The following is a 12,850-nucleotide window of genomic DNA, read 5'->3' on the forward strand; positions in this document are numbered from 1 at the left end:
CAAGCCCGGCGCATGCCCCGGAAGTTGCTCTACTACGCCCTTGCGGAGGACGATCCTACGTTTCTTGCCTGGGGCCGCACCAAGGGTCTCATGAGGATACGCGCGCGGGTGTGCGGTCCCAGTCCTCGGGGAGGGGAGGCACCGTCCAGGACGGGTCCGGGCGCCAGCGCGGCCAGCCGTCGGCGAACGGCGGCCCCCACGCGCGGATCACCTCCACCGCCTCCCGGCCGGCCGCCCGCACCCGCTCGGCGGTCGCCGCGTCCATCAGTCCGTCCCGCTGGGCCTGCGCGAACTCGTCCTCGTCGCGCCAGTGCCAACTGCGGTCCGGATGCACGGAGATGTCCAGGAAGTGGTCCTCGGAGTCCACCCCGCCCGCCCACCGGACCAGCGGCTCCTCCAGGTTCACGTACCAGTTCTTGAACTGCCAGCCCGGCTCCCAGAACAGCCACACCGACCAGGGCCGGCCGGGCTGGGCCAGCTTCAGCACGCCCGTGCCGAACCAGCGGTCCCGCTGGACCGTGCGCGGCTTGGTGTACCGGGACTCCAGCGGCTCCAGGTGCACGGGCGTGCCGTCGGCCAGGACCGGCTTCACGCACTCCGTGCCGGGGGCGAGCCACACCGCCAGCAGGTCCGCGTCGTCGCGTACGACGGTGACCGGCCGGGCGATGTGGTAACGCTCGCCGCCGTTCGCCCGGTAGCGCCACAGGATGTGCGTCCCCGGGGTCCAGTAGGTCGCCGGTCCCGCCGCCACTCGTGTCATCGCTCCGTCGTCCGTCATGGACAGATATTAGGTGCCGGGGACACACGACGCTGCGGCGCGGGTCACGGCGGCACCCGCGTTGCCGAAACGGTCCGCCCCCGGTTACGGGCGCGTCATCCGCAGGACGTCCAGCGCCTCGTCCAGCTGCTCCAGCGTCAGGTCGCCGCGCTCCACGTACCCGCTCTCCAGGACGACCTGACGGATCGTCTTGCGCTCGGCGAGGGACTTCTTGGCGACCTTCGCGGCCTCCTCGTACCCGATGTACTTGTTCAGCGGGGTCACCACCGACGGGGACGACTCGGCGTACTCGCGGGCGCGTTCGCGGTCGGCGGTGATGCCGTCGACGGTCCGGTCGGCCAGCAGCCGCGAGACGTTGGCGAGCAGCCTGACCGACTCCAGGACGTTCTTGGCGATGACCGGGAGCATGACGTTCAGCTCGAAGTTGCCGGCGGCACCCGCGGTGGCGATGGTGGCGTCGTTCCCGACGACCTGCGCGGCGACCATCAGCACGGCCTCCGGGACGACCGGGTTCACCTTGCCCGGCATGATCGAGGAGCCGGGCTGGAGGTCGGGCAGCCGGATCTCGGCGAGACCGGTGCGCGGCCCGGAGGACATCCAGCGCAGATCGTTGGCGATCTTCGTCAGGCCGACCGCGATGGTCCGCAGCTGCCCGCTGGTCTCCACGACGCCGTCCCGGGCGCCCTGCGCCTCGAAGTGGTCACGGGCCTCGGTCAGCGGCAGGCCGGTCACCCGGGCGACCTCCTCGATGACGGCGGCGGAGAAACCGGGCGGGGTGTTGATGCCGGTGCCGACGGCCGTGCCGCCCAGCGGCAGCTCGGCCAGGCGCGGAAGGGAGGCCCTGAGCCGCTCGACGCCGTACCGCACCTGGGCCGCGTACCCGCCGAACTCCTGCCCGAGCGTCACCGGCGTGGCGTCCATCAGATGCGTCCGCCCCGACTTCACCACGTCCGCGAACTCCTCGGACTTGCGCTCCAGGGAGGCGGCGAGGTGCTCCAGGGCCGGGATCAGGTCATGGGTGACGGCCGCGGTTGCCGCGATGTGGATGGACGACGGGAAGACGTCGTTGGACGACTGCGAGGCGTTGACGTGGTCGTTGGGATGCACGTCCCGGCCGAGCCGCTCGGTCGCCAGCGTCGCGATGACCTCGTTGGTGTTCATGTTGGACGAGGTCCCCGAACCCGTCTGGAACACGTCCACCGGGAAGTGCTCGTCCCACTTCCCCGCGGCGACCTCGCCGGCCGCGTCCTGGATGGCCTCCGCGGTCTCCTTGTCCAGCACGCCCAGCTCGGCGTTCACCTTGGCCGCCGCCGCCTTGATGCGGGCCAGCGCCTCGATGTGCGCCCGCTCGATGCGCTGTCCGGACACCGGGAAGTTCTCCACGGCACGCTGCGTCTGCGCCCGCCACTTGGCGTGGGCCGGGACCCGGACCTCGCCCATGGAGTCATGTTCGATGCGGTATTCGCTCATGACCGGTACAGCGGTCGCGGGGGCCGGAATGTTCCGGGGACTGGGCCGGTCGGGTGCCCGGTGCGCTGATGGCACGTCAGGGCCGGCGGGACGACGCCGGAGGTGGGCCGGCCCGCCGCGCGGATGCCCGGGGGCGGCGGGGACGGCATCGCTCCCCGCCGCCGGAGCCGCTACGCCAGGCCGGGACCCCGCACCGGAATGCTCGTGAACGTCGGCTGCGGGGCCGGGTCGGTGAAGAAGTCGTTGCCCTTGTCGTCCACCACGACGAACGCCGGGAAGTCCTCGACCTCGATCTTCCAGACCGCCTCCATGCCCAGCTCCTCGTACTCCAGGACCTCCACCTTCTTGATGCAGTCCTGGGCCAGACGGGCGGCCGGACCGCCGATGGAGCCGAGGTAGAAACCGCCGTGGGCGGCACACGCGTCGGTGACCTGCTTGCTGCGGTTGCCCTTGGCGAGCATCACCTTGGAGCCGCCCGCCGCCTGGAACTGCTCCACGTAGGAGTCCATGCGGCCGGCCGTGGTCGGGCCGAAGGAACCGGAGGCGTAGCCCTCGGGCGTCTTCGCCGGGCCGGCGTAGTACACCGGGTGGTCCTTCAGGTACTGCGGCATCTCCTCGCCCGCGTCCAGCCGCTCCTTGATCTTGGCGTGCGCGATGTCGCGGGCGACGACCAGCGGGCCGGTGAGGGACAGGCGGGTCTTGACCGGGTACTTGGTCAGCTCGGCGAGGATCGTGTCCATCGGCTGGTTGAGGTCGATCCGGACGACGTCGCCCTCTTCCAGTTGCTCGTCCGTGGTGTCCGGCAGGAAGCGCGCCGGGTCGGTCTCCAGCTGCTCGAGGAAGACGCCCTCGGCGGTGATCTTCGCGACCGCCTGGCGGTCGGCCGAGCAGGAGACGGCGATGGCGACCGGGCAGGACGCGCCGTGCCGGGGCAGACGCACCACGCGGACGTCGTGGCAGAAGTACTTGCCGCCGAACTGCGCGCCGATGCCGATCTTCTGGGTCAGCTCGAAGACCTTCTCCTCCAGCTCCTTGTCCCGGAAGCCGTGGCCGAGCGGCGAACCCTCGCCCGGCAGGTTGTCCAGGTAGTGCGCGGAGGCGTACTTCGCGGTCTTCAGCGCGTACTCGGCGCTGGTGCCGCCGACGACGATGGCCAGGTGGTACGGCGGGCAGGCGGCCGTGCCGAGCGAGCGGATCTTCTCCTCCAGGAACCTCATCATGGAGGACTCGTTCAGGACGGCCTTCGTCTCCTGGTACAGGAAGGACTTGTTGGCCGAGCCACCGCCCTTCGCCATGAACAGGAACTTGTAGGCGCCGCCGTCGGTCGCGTACAGCTCGATCTGCGCGGGCAGGTTGGAGCCGGTGTTCTTCTCCTCCCACATGGTGAGCGGAGCCATCTGCGAGTAGCGCAGGTTCAGCTTGGTGTAGGCGTCGTAGATGCCGTGGGAGAGGTGCTTCTCGTCCTCGCCGGCCGTCAGCACGTTCTGGCCGCGCTTGCCCATGACGATCGCCGTGCCGGTGTCCTGGCACATGGGCAGCACACCGGCCGCCGCGATGTTGGCGTTCTTCAGCAGGTCGAGCGCGACGAACTTGTCGTTCCCCGACGCCTCCGGGTCGTCGATGATCCGGCGGAGCTGGGCGAGGTGGGCCGGGCGCAGGTAGTGCTGGATGTCGTGGACGGCCTCCTCGGCCAGCTTGCGCAGCGCCTCCGGCTCCACCTTGAGGAACGTCCGCCCGTCGGGCCCCTCGACCGTGGAGACGCCCTCGGAGGTCACCAGCCGGTACGGAGTGGTGTCCTCGCCCTGGGGGAGCAGATCGGTGTACTCGAACTCAGGCATCTCAGCCCATTCCTCACTCTGACGGACGGCCGCCCGCCGACGCTGGCGGGCCTCCTCAGCCTAGAACCTGCCATCGGCGGCGAACCTGTGAGGTCGGGCTCAGTCAGGGGTGTCGCGATCTATCGTGTGTGGGTACGCTGCCGTCGTGGACCTTCAGAAGCAGACCGCACCCACGCCCGCCACCGAGCTGCGCGCCTCCGACGCCGATCGCGACCGGGTCGCCGACATCCTCCGCGAGGCCCTGGCCGAGGGCCGGCTGACCGCCGACGAGCACGCCGAGCGCGTGGACGGGGTGCTGCACGCCAAGACGGTGGGGGAGCTGGAGGTCTTCATCCGGGACCTGCCGGCCGCCCACCAGCGCCCCACCGCCCCCGGCTACACGCCGGTGCCGCCCCGGCCCACCCCGGGCGCGATCCCGCTGGAGGCCGACGCGAACGTGGTGGCGGTCTTCAGCAGCGCCGTGCGCCGGGGCCGCTGGCGGGCCGGACGCCGGCTGCACGCGTACGCCGTCTTCGGCAGCGTCGAGATCGACCTCAGCGAGGCGATCTTCGAGTACCAGCAGGTGGTCATCAAGGCGGTCTCCGTCTTCGGCGACGTCCAGATCCGCGTGCCGGAGAACATCTCGCTGCGCGGCACCGGCGGCGGCGTGCTCGGCAACTTCGAGGTGAGCCCGCTGGACTCCGTGGACGCCGACGCTCCGGTGGTCTACGTCGACGGCTGGGCCGTCCTCGGCAACGTGGAGGCGCGGCCCAAGCGGGGCAGGCTCGTGGCGGACATCCTGGAACGCGTCCAGGACAAGGTGGACCGCAAACTGCGCAGACACCTGGGGCACTGACCCCGGGGGCGTGAACGGCCGCGCCGCGCGCCCACGGACGGGAACGCTGTGCATAGGCGCGCGCACAGCGGGTAGGCCTTGCTGCATCGTCTCTCGCTCGCGAAGCCGTCGTCAGGAGTAGACCGTGCTGCAACCGCCGCGTTCGTCCCTGCAGGTCGCCGCCGTTCCGGCCCAGCGGGTGCCGGCGCGAGACAGGGACCAAGACGCCCCCTGGCACACCGAGGCGGTGTGCCGGCGCGACGAGGCCGGGCTGTTCTTCGCCCCGTCGAAGGAACCGACCGCCGCCCGGCTGTCCCGCGAAGAGGCGGCCAAGCGGGTCTGTTCCCGCTGCCCGGTGATGGTCGAGTGCCGCGAACACGCCCTCCTCCAGCCCGAGCCCTACGGCGTCTGGGGCGGCCTCACGGCGGCCGAGCGCCGGGTGGTCCTCGCCAGGCGCCGCCGCAGGGAGCTGGACCTGAAGAAGGCGGCGCGGGCGGCGGCCGACCGCATGGCGGGCTGAAGCGCGCGGAGCAGGCGCGCCCTCTCCGCACCGAGGGCGCTGTCCTGCCTGCGGGCGCGGGGGAGAGCAGGCGCCCTTACTTGGCCCGGTCGAAGTCGATCGCGCTGTAGGCGCGCAGCTTGCTCAGCCGGTGCTCGGAGAAGATCCTCCGTACCGTCCCCGACTTCGACCGCATCACGATCGACTCCGTCAGCGCGGTCTCCGACCGGTACCGGACCCCCCGCAGCAGCTCCCCGTCGGTGATCCCGGTGGCGACGAAGAACACGTTCTCCCCGGACACCAGGTCGTCGGTCGTGAGCACCCGGTCCAGATCGTGCCCGGCGTCGATGGCCCGCTGCCGCTCCTCGTCGTCCTTGGGCCACAGCTTGCCCTGGATCGTTCCGCCCAGGCACTTCACGGCACAGGCCGAGATGATGCCCTCCGGGGTGCCGCCGATGCCGAGCAGCAGGTCGACGCCGGTGCCCTCGCGCAGCGCGTACACCGAGCCGGCCACGTCGCCGTCGGAGATCAGCTTGATGCGCGCGCCGGCGTCCCGGACCTCGCGGATCAGATCCTCGTGCCGCGGCCGGTCGAGGATGACGACGGTCACGTCCTCCGGCGAGGAGCGCTTGGCCTTGGCGATGCGCCGGATGTTCACCGCGACGGGCGCGTTGATGTCGACGAAGTCCGCCGCCTCGGGGCCGGTGACCAGCTTGTCCATGTAGAACACGGCGGACGGGTCGAACATCGCGCCGCGCTCGGCGGCGGCGAGGACGGCGATCGCGTTCGGCATGCCCTTGGCCGTCAGCGTGGTGCCGTCGATCGGGTCGACGGCGATGTCGACCTCGGGACCGGTGCCGTCGCCCACGTGCTCCCCGTTGAAGAGCATCGGGGCCTCGTCCTTCTCGCCCTCGCCGATGACGACCACGCCGTTCATCGACACGGTGGAGACCAGGGTCCGCATGGCGCGCACCGCGGCACCGTCGGCGCCGTTCTTGTCGCCGCGCCCGACCCAGCGGCCCGCGGCCATCGCGGCGGCCTCGGTCACCCGGACGAGTTCCAGGGCGAGGTTGCGGTCGGGAGCCTCGGAGGGAACGTCCAGCTCGGACGGCAGATGGTGGTTTTCGGTCATCGGAGCGCACCTTTCTGATACGACGACGGCCGGATGAGGGTCTTCGACCCGACTCTATCGTTAGGCAGACAAAATGAGCAGGGGACCCCACGGATGAGCGCTTGGGGCACCTGCGACGATAGGGGGCGTGGCAGGTTCGAACGGCAAGCAGAAGACGGTCCGGGACATGGTTCTCTCCCTGGCCGTGATCGCCATGGCGGGACTGGTCGTCTACTTCATCGCCATCCCGCACGACGATCACGCTCCCGACCTCAAGCGGGTCGACTACCGGGTCGAGCTGGTCACGGCCCGCCGGGCGGCGAGCTACCCGGTGGCCGCGCCCGAGGGCCTGCCGAGTACCTGGAAGGCGACCTCCGTACGCTTCCAGGGCGCGAAGTCCGACCGCTGGCACCTCGGCTTCCAGACCCCGGACGGCCAGTACGTGCAGGTCGAGCAGTCCACGCAGAAGCCCGCCGAGTTCATCGACCAGGCCAGCCAGGGCGCGTCGGCGACCGGGCGGACCGAGGAGATCGGCGGCCGTACCTGGACCCGCTACAGCGGCGGCCGGTACGACGCCCTGGTGCTCAAGGGCACGCCCGGCTCCACGACGGTGGTGGCCGGCACCGGCTCCGCCGAGGAGCTGAGGACGATGGCGGCGGCGCTGAAGACGGGGTGACCCGTCCGGCGCCCCCTACGCGAAGAGGCCCCCGGCGGTGTGGGGGCCTCTTCGCGTGGTCGGGGCGGGCTCTCGACGGGCCCGCGTGGTTCAGACGGTCGTGACGACGTCCTCGTAGGCCAGGCGCGGACCGCGCGGGTACCAGGCGTCCGGGCCGGGCCTGCCGATGTTGACGACCATCAGCGGGGTGTGGTCGTCGTCCAGGAACTCCTTGCGGACGCCCTCGTGGTCGAAGCCGGTCATCGGGCCGGCGGCGAGGCCGGCGGCGCGGACACCGACGATGAAGTAGGCGGCCTGGAGGGCGGCGTTCAGGGTGGCGGAGCCTTCGCGGGCCGGGCGCTCGCCGAAGATGACGTCCTTGGCCTGCGGGAAGGCCGGGAACAGGGCCGGCAGCTCCTCGTGGAACTCGTTGTCCGCGGAGAGGATCGCGACCAGCGGGGCGGTGGCGGTCTTGGCCCGGTTGCCCTCGGCCATGTGCTGCACGAGGCGCTCGCGGGCCTCGGCCGAGCGAACGAGGGTGATGCGCAGCGGGGTCTGGTTGAAGGCGGTGGGGCCGTACTTGACCAGGTCGTAGATCGCCTGGACCTGCTCCTCGGTCACCGGCTCCTCGGTGAAGGTGTTCGCGGTGCGGGCCTCGCGGAACAGCAGGTCCTGGGCGGCGGGGTCAAGAACGAGAGACATGGTGACTTTCCTCGGGGGCGCGTCCGGCCCGGGGTGCCGGACCGGCTGACGTCACCGACCCTACGACATGTGAGGTTTAACCTTCAACTAAACCGGGGGCGCGGTGACCCGCTTCACAACCCGGCGCTGCGCCCCCGCGCCGCCTTCTACTCGCCGCCCGCCGCCTTCCCCTCCCCTTCCTCCTCCTCGGCCAGCGCCGCGTCCAGCCGGGCCCGGGCCCCCTCCAGCCAGCGCCGGCACACCCTGGCCAGTTCCTCGCCGCGCTCCCACAGCGCCAGCGACTCCTCCAGCGACGTACCACCCGCCTCCAGCCGCCGCACGACCTCGATCAGCTCGTCGCGCGCCTGCTCGTACGACAGCGCCTCGTCCACCTTGCTCGTCATTCGCCCACCTTCACTGTGAATTCACCCTCGGCGACCCGCGCGCGCAGCGCCTCGCCCGCCGTCACCCCGGCCGGATCGCGCACCACGTGCCCGTCCGCCCGTTGCAGCACCGCGTAACCGCGCTGGAGCGTCGCCGCGGGGGAGAGGGCCACCACGCGCGCGTGCGTGTGCGTCAGCTCCGAGTCCGCCCGGTCCAGCAGGTGCCCCAGGGTCCGCCGGCTCCGTTCGAGGAGCGCCGCCACATGGTCGGCACGCTCGTCGATCATCCGGTGCGGATCCTCTATCGAGGGCCGCGCCAGCGCGTGCGCCAGCCCCCGCTCCTCCCGTTCCAGGTACGCGTTCACGCAGCGCCGCGCGCGGTCCCGCAGCATCCGCACCCGCTCCAGCTCCTCGCCGACGTCCGGCACGACCTTCTTCGCCGCGTCGGTCGGCGTGGAGGCGCGCAGGTCGGCGACGTGGTCCAGCAGTGGGTTGTCCGGCTCGTGCCCGATCGCGGACACCACGGGCGTACGGCACTCGGCCACGGCCCGCACCAGCTGCTCGTCGGAGAAGGGCAGCAGGTCCTCCACGCTGCCGCCACCGCGCGCGACGATGATCACGTCCACCTCGTCGATCGCGTCGAGCTCCTTCACCGCCTGCACGACCTGCGGGACCGCGTGCACGCCCTGCACCGGGACGTTGCGCACCTCGAAGCGGACGGCGGGCCAGCGGTGCCGGGCGTTCTCCAGCACGTCCCGCTCCGCGGCGGAGGCCCGGCCGCACACCAGCCCGATCAGCTGCGGCAGGAACGGCAGCGGCTTCTTCCGCTCCGGCGCGAACAGGCCCTCGGCCGTGAGTGCCTTCTTCAGCTGCTCCAGCCGGGCCAGCAGCTCACCGACGCCGACCGGCCTTATCTCGGCGGCGCGCAGGGAGAGCTGGCCGCGCGGGGCGTACCACTCGGGCTTCGCCAGGACGACGACACGGGCGCCCTCGCCGACGACGTCCGCGACCGCGTCGAACACCTGGCGGTAGCAGGTGACACTCACGGAGACGTCGTACGACGGGTCGCGCAGCGTCAGGAACACGACGCCGGCGCCGGGGCGGCGGGACAGCTGCGTGATCTGCCCCTCGACCCACACCGCGCCGAGCCGGTCGATCCAGCCGCCGATCAGCCGGGAGACCTCGCCCACGGGGAGGGGGGTCTCGGGAGACGTGTTCACAGCCATGGCGTCGAGCGTAGTGGCCGCCACCGACAGTCCGGCCGCGCGCGTAGCGGGCCGGGTGCGTCGCCGGGTGCGGGCGGGTGCGCGGCCGGGCGCGCGGTTCCCCGCGCCCTGGGAAGCCGCAGCGGGCCGCGCGCGTCGCGCCGCGGCTCAGCCGCCGAGCACCTCCCGCCGCCCCCGCTGCCCCGCCAGCACCAGCAGGCCGATCACCAGCCACACGGCACCGACCACCTGCGCCACCCCCGCCGCCTCCACGACGACCGCCACCGTGATCGCCGCGCCGAGCAGCGGGACCAGTACGTGCCGCCACCAGCTCCACCGCCGCTGCCGCGCCACGAAGTACCCCACCACGCTCGCGTGCAGCAGCGTGAACGCGGACAGAGCCCCGATGTCGACCACCGACACCAGCTTGTCCAGCCCGTCGTCCCGGCGCGCCGCCCACCCGGCCGCGACCAGCGTGACCACCGCCGCGCACAGCAGAGCCACCCGGGGCACACCGCCGTCCGTCCGGGACAGGGCCCGCGGCAGCCGCCGGTCGCGGCCCATCGCGAACAGCAGCCGCCCGGCCGCCGCCTGCCCGGCCAGCGCCGCGAACGCCGCCCCGACCGCCTTGCTCGCGGCCACCAGATCGTGCAGCCACGTCCCGACGGCGGAGTCCACCGCGTCGTAGAAGGCCGTACCCTGCGCCCCGGGATCGCGTGCGAGCCGCGCGGACGTCGCCGGCTCCAGCAGTGCCACCAGGTACGTCTGCGCCACGAACAGCACCCCGGCCAGCGCCAGGCAGAACAGCAGCGCCCGCGCCACCTTCCGCGAGCCCCCGGTGACCTCCTCGGCGAACGTGGCGATCGCGTCGAAGCCCAGGTAGGACAGGACCGCCACCGACACCGCGCCGATCACCGCCGACAGCGCGAACGCGCCCTGCGTGCCGTCCCCGGACAACGGCGACAGCACCCCCCGCTGCGCCCCGTCCCGCGCCAGCACCACGGCCGCCGACACCACGAACACCACCAGGACCACGATCTCCAGGGCCAGCACGACGAAGCCCACGCGCGCGGCGGCCCGTACGCCCCACAGGTTGAGGAGCGTGGTGACGACCACGGCCAGCGCCGTCCACGCCCACCGGGACACCCCGGGGACCAGCGCGTTCATCGCGATGCCGGAGAAGAGGTAGGCCACCGCGGGGATGAGCACGTAGTCGAGCATCGCCATCCAGCCCGCGACGAACCCGGCCCCGTCGCCGAGCCCCGCGCGCGCGTAGGCGAAGACCGACCCGGCCCGCGGTACGACCCGCACCATCTGCGCGTAGCTGAAGGCGGTGAACGCCATGGCGACCGTGGCCAGCACGTACACCAGCGCCACCGCGCCGTGCGACGTCGCGTCGAGCGTGCCGAACACCCCGACCGGTGCCATCGGCGCGATGAACAGCAGCCCGTAGACGACGAGGTCACGGAAGCCGAGGCTGCGCCGCAACCGCCGGTGCGCGCCGGTAGCGGAGGCTGTTGTTCCGGTGTCGGACATACGCTCAAGTCTTCCCCCCGCGGCCGTGGCCACGCGATCTCCGCGCCCCGGAGGCGGCCTTACGATGGGACGCATGACCGCTTCCTCTGGCCGCCGTGTCCTGCTCGCCGCCCCCCGGGGCTACTGCGCCGGCGTGGACCGCGCCGTGATCGCCGTCGAGAAGGCCCTGGAACAGTACGGGGCCCCGATCTACGTCCGGCACGAGATCGTCCACAACAAGTACGTCGTGCAGACCCTGGAGAAGAAGGGCGCGATCTTCGTCGAGCGCACGGAGGAGGTGCCGCCCGGCAACATCGTCATGTTCTCCGCGCACGGCGTCGCCCCCGTCGTGCACGAGGAGGCCCGTCAGGGCCGGCTCGCCACCATCGACGCCACCTGCCCCCTGGTCACCAAGGTCCACAAGGAAGCCGTCCGGTACGCGAACGAGGACTACGACATCCTCCTGATCGGCCACGAGGGCCACGAGGAGGTCATCGGCACCTCCGGCGAGGCCCCCGACCACATTCAGCTCGTCGACGGTCCCGAGGACGTCGCCAAGGTCGAGGTCCGCGACCCGTCCAAGGTCGTCTGGCTCTCCCAGACCACCCTCTCCGTGGACGAGACCATGGAGACCGTCGACGCCCTGAAGACGAAGTTCCCGGGCCTCGTCTCCCCGCCCAGCGACGACATCTGCTACGCCACCCAGAACCGGCAGCTCGCCGTGAAGCAGATGGGCGCCGAGGCCGAGCTGGTCATCGTCGTCGGCTCGCGCAACTCCTCCAACTCCAAGCGGCTGGTCGAGGTCGCCAAGCTCGCCGGCGCCCGCGAGGCCTACCTGGTGGACTTCGCCGACGAGATCGACGAGACCTGGCTGGAGGGCGTGACCACCGTCGGCGTCACCTCCGGCGCCTCCGTCCCCGACGTGCTGGTCGAGCAGGTCCTGCAGTGGCTCGCCGAGCGCGGCTACGGCGACGTGGAGATCGTCAAGGCCGCCGAGGAGTCGATCACCTTCTCGCTGCCCAAGGAACTCCGCCGCGACCTGCGCGAGGAGGCGGCGGCGCTGGTCGCCGAGCGCGGCGGGAGCGGCACCTCCGTGGCGTGACCGGCAGTGGTCCGTCGTAACGTGGTGCCATGCAGATCTTCGGCGTGGACATCGGCGGATCCGGCATCAAGGGCGCCCCAGTGGATCTGGACCGGGGCGACCTGGCCCAGGAGCGCTGCAAGGTGCTCACCCCGCACCCGGCGACGCCCGAGGGCGTTGCGGACGGGGTCAAACAGGTGGTGGACCACTTCGGGTGGACGGGCCCGGTCGGCCTGACCTTCCCCGGCGTGGTCACCGGCGGGGCCACGGTCCGTACGGCGGCGAACGTCGACAAGAGCTGGATCGACACGGACGCGCGCGCGTTGTTCAGCGGCCGGCTCGGCGGGCTGCCGGTGACCGTGGTCAACGACGCGGACGCGGCGGGCGTCGCCGAGATGCAGTTCGGCGCCGGCCGGGACCGCAAGGGCACGGTCGTCCTGCTCACCTTCGGCACGGGCATCGGCAGCGCCGTCTTCGTGGACGGCGCCCTGCTCCCCAACACCGAGCTGGGCCACCTGGAGCTGGACGGCCACGACGCCGAGAAGCGCGCCTCCAGCAAGGTCAAGGAGGACCACGACCTCAGCTGGGAGCAGTGGGCGCACCGCGTCCAGAAGTACCTGGCCCACGTGGAGATGCTGTTCTCCCCGGAGCTGTTCATCATCGGCGGCGGGGTCAGCCGCAAGGCGAACAAGTTCCTGCACCTCATCGAGGGCGTCAAGGCCGAGATCGTCCCCGCCCAGCTGCAGAACAACGCGGGGATCGTCGGCGCGGCGATGAGAGCGGCCCAGCGCGGCTAGGGCACGGCGGGCCGGCGCCCCGG

Annotated in this window: 13 protein-coding genes; 5 read left to right on the plus strand and 8 right to left on the minus strand. The window is 71.8% G+C overall.

Annotated elements, in window-relative coordinates:
• Positions 1 to 88: 88 nt before the first annotated feature.
• The 3 genes from fomD to LG395_RS11270 form a co-directional block, all read right to left on the minus strand.
• Positions 89 to 778, minus strand: a complete 690-nt coding sequence (gene fomD / locus LG395_RS11260; protein WP_171153215.1) for a cytidylyl-2-hydroxypropylphosphonate hydrolase — start codon at positions 776 to 778, stop codon at positions 89 to 91.
• Between the two features lie 84 nt (positions 779 to 862).
• Complete coding sequence (locus LG395_RS11265; RefSeq protein WP_225809275.1) at positions 863 to 2,248, minus strand: class II fumarate hydratase; 1,386 nt, start codon at positions 2,246 to 2,248, stop codon at positions 863 to 865.
• A gap of 170 nt (positions 2,249 to 2,418) precedes the next feature.
• Positions 2,419 to 4,086: a fumarate hydratase gene (locus tag LG395_RS11270; RefSeq protein ID WP_225809276.1), complete on the minus strand. Its 1,668-nt coding sequence runs from the start codon at positions 4,084 to 4,086 to the stop codon at positions 2,419 to 2,421.
• A gap of 145 nt (positions 4,087 to 4,231) precedes the next feature.
• Between LG395_RS11270 and LG395_RS11275 the strand changes: the two genes are divergently transcribed.
• On the plus strand, positions 4,232 to 4,921 hold the full coding sequence (locus tag LG395_RS11275; protein WP_225809277.1) for a DUF1707 SHOCT-like domain-containing protein: 690 nt from the start codon (positions 4,232 to 4,234) through the stop codon (positions 4,919 to 4,921).
• A gap of 124 nt (positions 4,922 to 5,045) precedes the next feature.
• The gene (locus LG395_RS11280) at positions 5,046 to 5,420 is read left to right on the plus strand and encodes a WhiB family transcriptional regulator (protein WP_171153204.1); all 375 of its coding nucleotides are present in this window, start codon (positions 5,046 to 5,048) and stop codon (positions 5,418 to 5,420) included.
• A 76-nt stretch (positions 5,421 to 5,496) separates the two neighbouring features.
• Here LG395_RS11280 and glpX read toward each other — a convergent pair whose 3' ends face one another.
• A complete protein-coding gene (gene glpX, locus LG395_RS11285; RefSeq protein WP_171153202.1) occupies positions 5,497 to 6,531 on the minus strand; it encodes a class II fructose-bisphosphatase in 1,035 nt (344 codons plus the stop codon).
• Between the two features lie 127 nt (positions 6,532 to 6,658).
• Here glpX and LG395_RS11290 point away from each other — a divergent pair, with 127 nt between their 5' ends.
• Positions 6,659 to 7,186 (plus strand): DUF4245 domain-containing protein, encoded by a 528-nt coding sequence (locus LG395_RS11290; RefSeq protein WP_171153200.1) that lies wholly within the window; start codon positions 6,659 to 6,661, stop codon positions 7,184 to 7,186.
• Positions 7,187 to 7,276: 90 nt separating this feature from the next.
• On the opposite strand, the gene LG395_RS11295 is transcribed toward LG395_RS11290, so the two are convergent.
• The 4 genes from LG395_RS11295 to LG395_RS11310 form a co-directional block, all read right to left on the minus strand.
• Complete coding sequence (locus LG395_RS11295; protein WP_171153198.1) at positions 7,277 to 7,867, minus strand: malonic semialdehyde reductase; 591 nt, start codon at positions 7,865 to 7,867, stop codon at positions 7,277 to 7,279.
• A gap of 146 nt (positions 7,868 to 8,013) precedes the next feature.
• Positions 8,014 to 8,250 (minus strand): exodeoxyribonuclease VII small subunit, encoded by a 237-nt coding sequence (locus LG395_RS11300; protein ID WP_225809278.1) that lies wholly within the window; start codon positions 8,248 to 8,250, stop codon positions 8,014 to 8,016.
• Positions 8,247 to 9,455, minus strand: a complete 1,209-nt coding sequence (xseA, locus tag LG395_RS11305) for an exodeoxyribonuclease VII large subunit (protein WP_225809279.1) — start codon at positions 9,453 to 9,455, stop codon at positions 8,247 to 8,249. Before xseA ends, LG395_RS11300 begins: the two co-directional genes overlap by 4 nt.
• Positions 9,456 to 9,602: 147 nt before the next feature.
• Positions 9,603 to 10,970 carry an APC family permease gene (locus tag LG395_RS11310; protein WP_225809280.1) on the minus strand — a complete coding sequence of 456 codons (1,368 nt, stop codon included), beginning with the start codon at positions 10,968 to 10,970 and terminating at the stop codon, positions 9,603 to 9,605.
• Positions 10,971 to 11,034: 64 nt separating this feature from the next.
• Between LG395_RS11310 and LG395_RS11315 the strand changes: the two genes are divergently transcribed.
• On the plus strand, positions 11,035 to 12,051 hold the full coding sequence (locus tag LG395_RS11315; protein ID WP_171153191.1) for a 4-hydroxy-3-methylbut-2-enyl diphosphate reductase: 1,017 nt from the start codon (positions 11,035 to 11,037) through the stop codon (positions 12,049 to 12,051).
• Between the two features lie 29 nt (positions 12,052 to 12,080).
• Positions 12,081 to 12,827: a polyphosphate--glucose phosphotransferase gene (gene ppgK / locus LG395_RS11320; RefSeq protein WP_171153190.1), complete on the plus strand. Its 747-nt coding sequence runs from the start codon at positions 12,081 to 12,083 to the stop codon at positions 12,825 to 12,827.
• Positions 12,828 to 12,850 lie beyond the last annotated feature (23 nt).

This window comes from Streptomyces spinosus, from assembly GCF_020400655.1.
In the GTDB taxonomy this organism is placed as follows: Bacteria; Actinomycetota; Actinomycetes; order Streptomycetales; family Streptomycetaceae; genus Streptomyces; species Streptomyces argyrophylli.

What these genes read in the sequence shown, in the direction of transcription:
- LG395_RS11265 (WP_225809275.1), bottom strand. Translation starts at nt 2,248, where the DNA reads ATGAGCGAATACCGCATCGAACATGACTCCATGGGCGAGGTCCGGGTC.
- LG395_RS11315 (WP_171153191.1), top strand. Translation starts at nt 11,035, where the DNA reads ATGGGACGCATGACCGCTTCCTCTGGCCGCCGTGTCCTGCTCGCCGCC.
- xseA (WP_225809279.1), bottom strand. Translation starts at nt 9,455, where the DNA reads ATGGCTGTGAACACGTCTCCCGAGACCCCCCTCCCCGTGGGCGAGGTC.
- LG395_RS11310 (WP_225809280.1), bottom strand. Translation starts at nt 10,970, where the DNA reads ATGTCCGACACCGGAACAACAGCCTCCGCTACCGGCGCGCACCGGCGG.
- fomD (WP_171153215.1), bottom strand. Translation starts at nt 778, where the DNA reads ATGACGGACGACGGAGCGATGACACGAGTGGCGGCGGGACCGGCGACC.
- ppgK (WP_171153190.1), top strand. Translation starts at nt 12,081, where the DNA reads ATGCAGATCTTCGGCGTGGACATCGGCGGATCCGGCATCAAGGGCGCC.
- LG395_RS11270 (WP_225809276.1), bottom strand. Translation starts at nt 4,086, where the DNA reads ATGCCTGAGTTCGAGTACACCGATCTGCTCCCCCAGGGCGAGGACACC.
- LG395_RS11295 (WP_171153198.1), bottom strand. Translation starts at nt 7,867, where the DNA reads ATGTCTCTCGTTCTTGACCCCGCCGCCCAGGACCTGCTGTTCCGCGAG.
- LG395_RS11300 (WP_225809278.1), bottom strand. Translation starts at nt 8,250, where the DNA reads ATGACGAGCAAGGTGGACGAGGCGCTGTCGTACGAGCAGGCGCGCGAC.
- glpX (WP_171153202.1), bottom strand. Translation starts at nt 6,531, where the DNA reads ATGACCGAAAACCACCATCTGCCGTCCGAGCTGGACGTTCCCTCCGAG.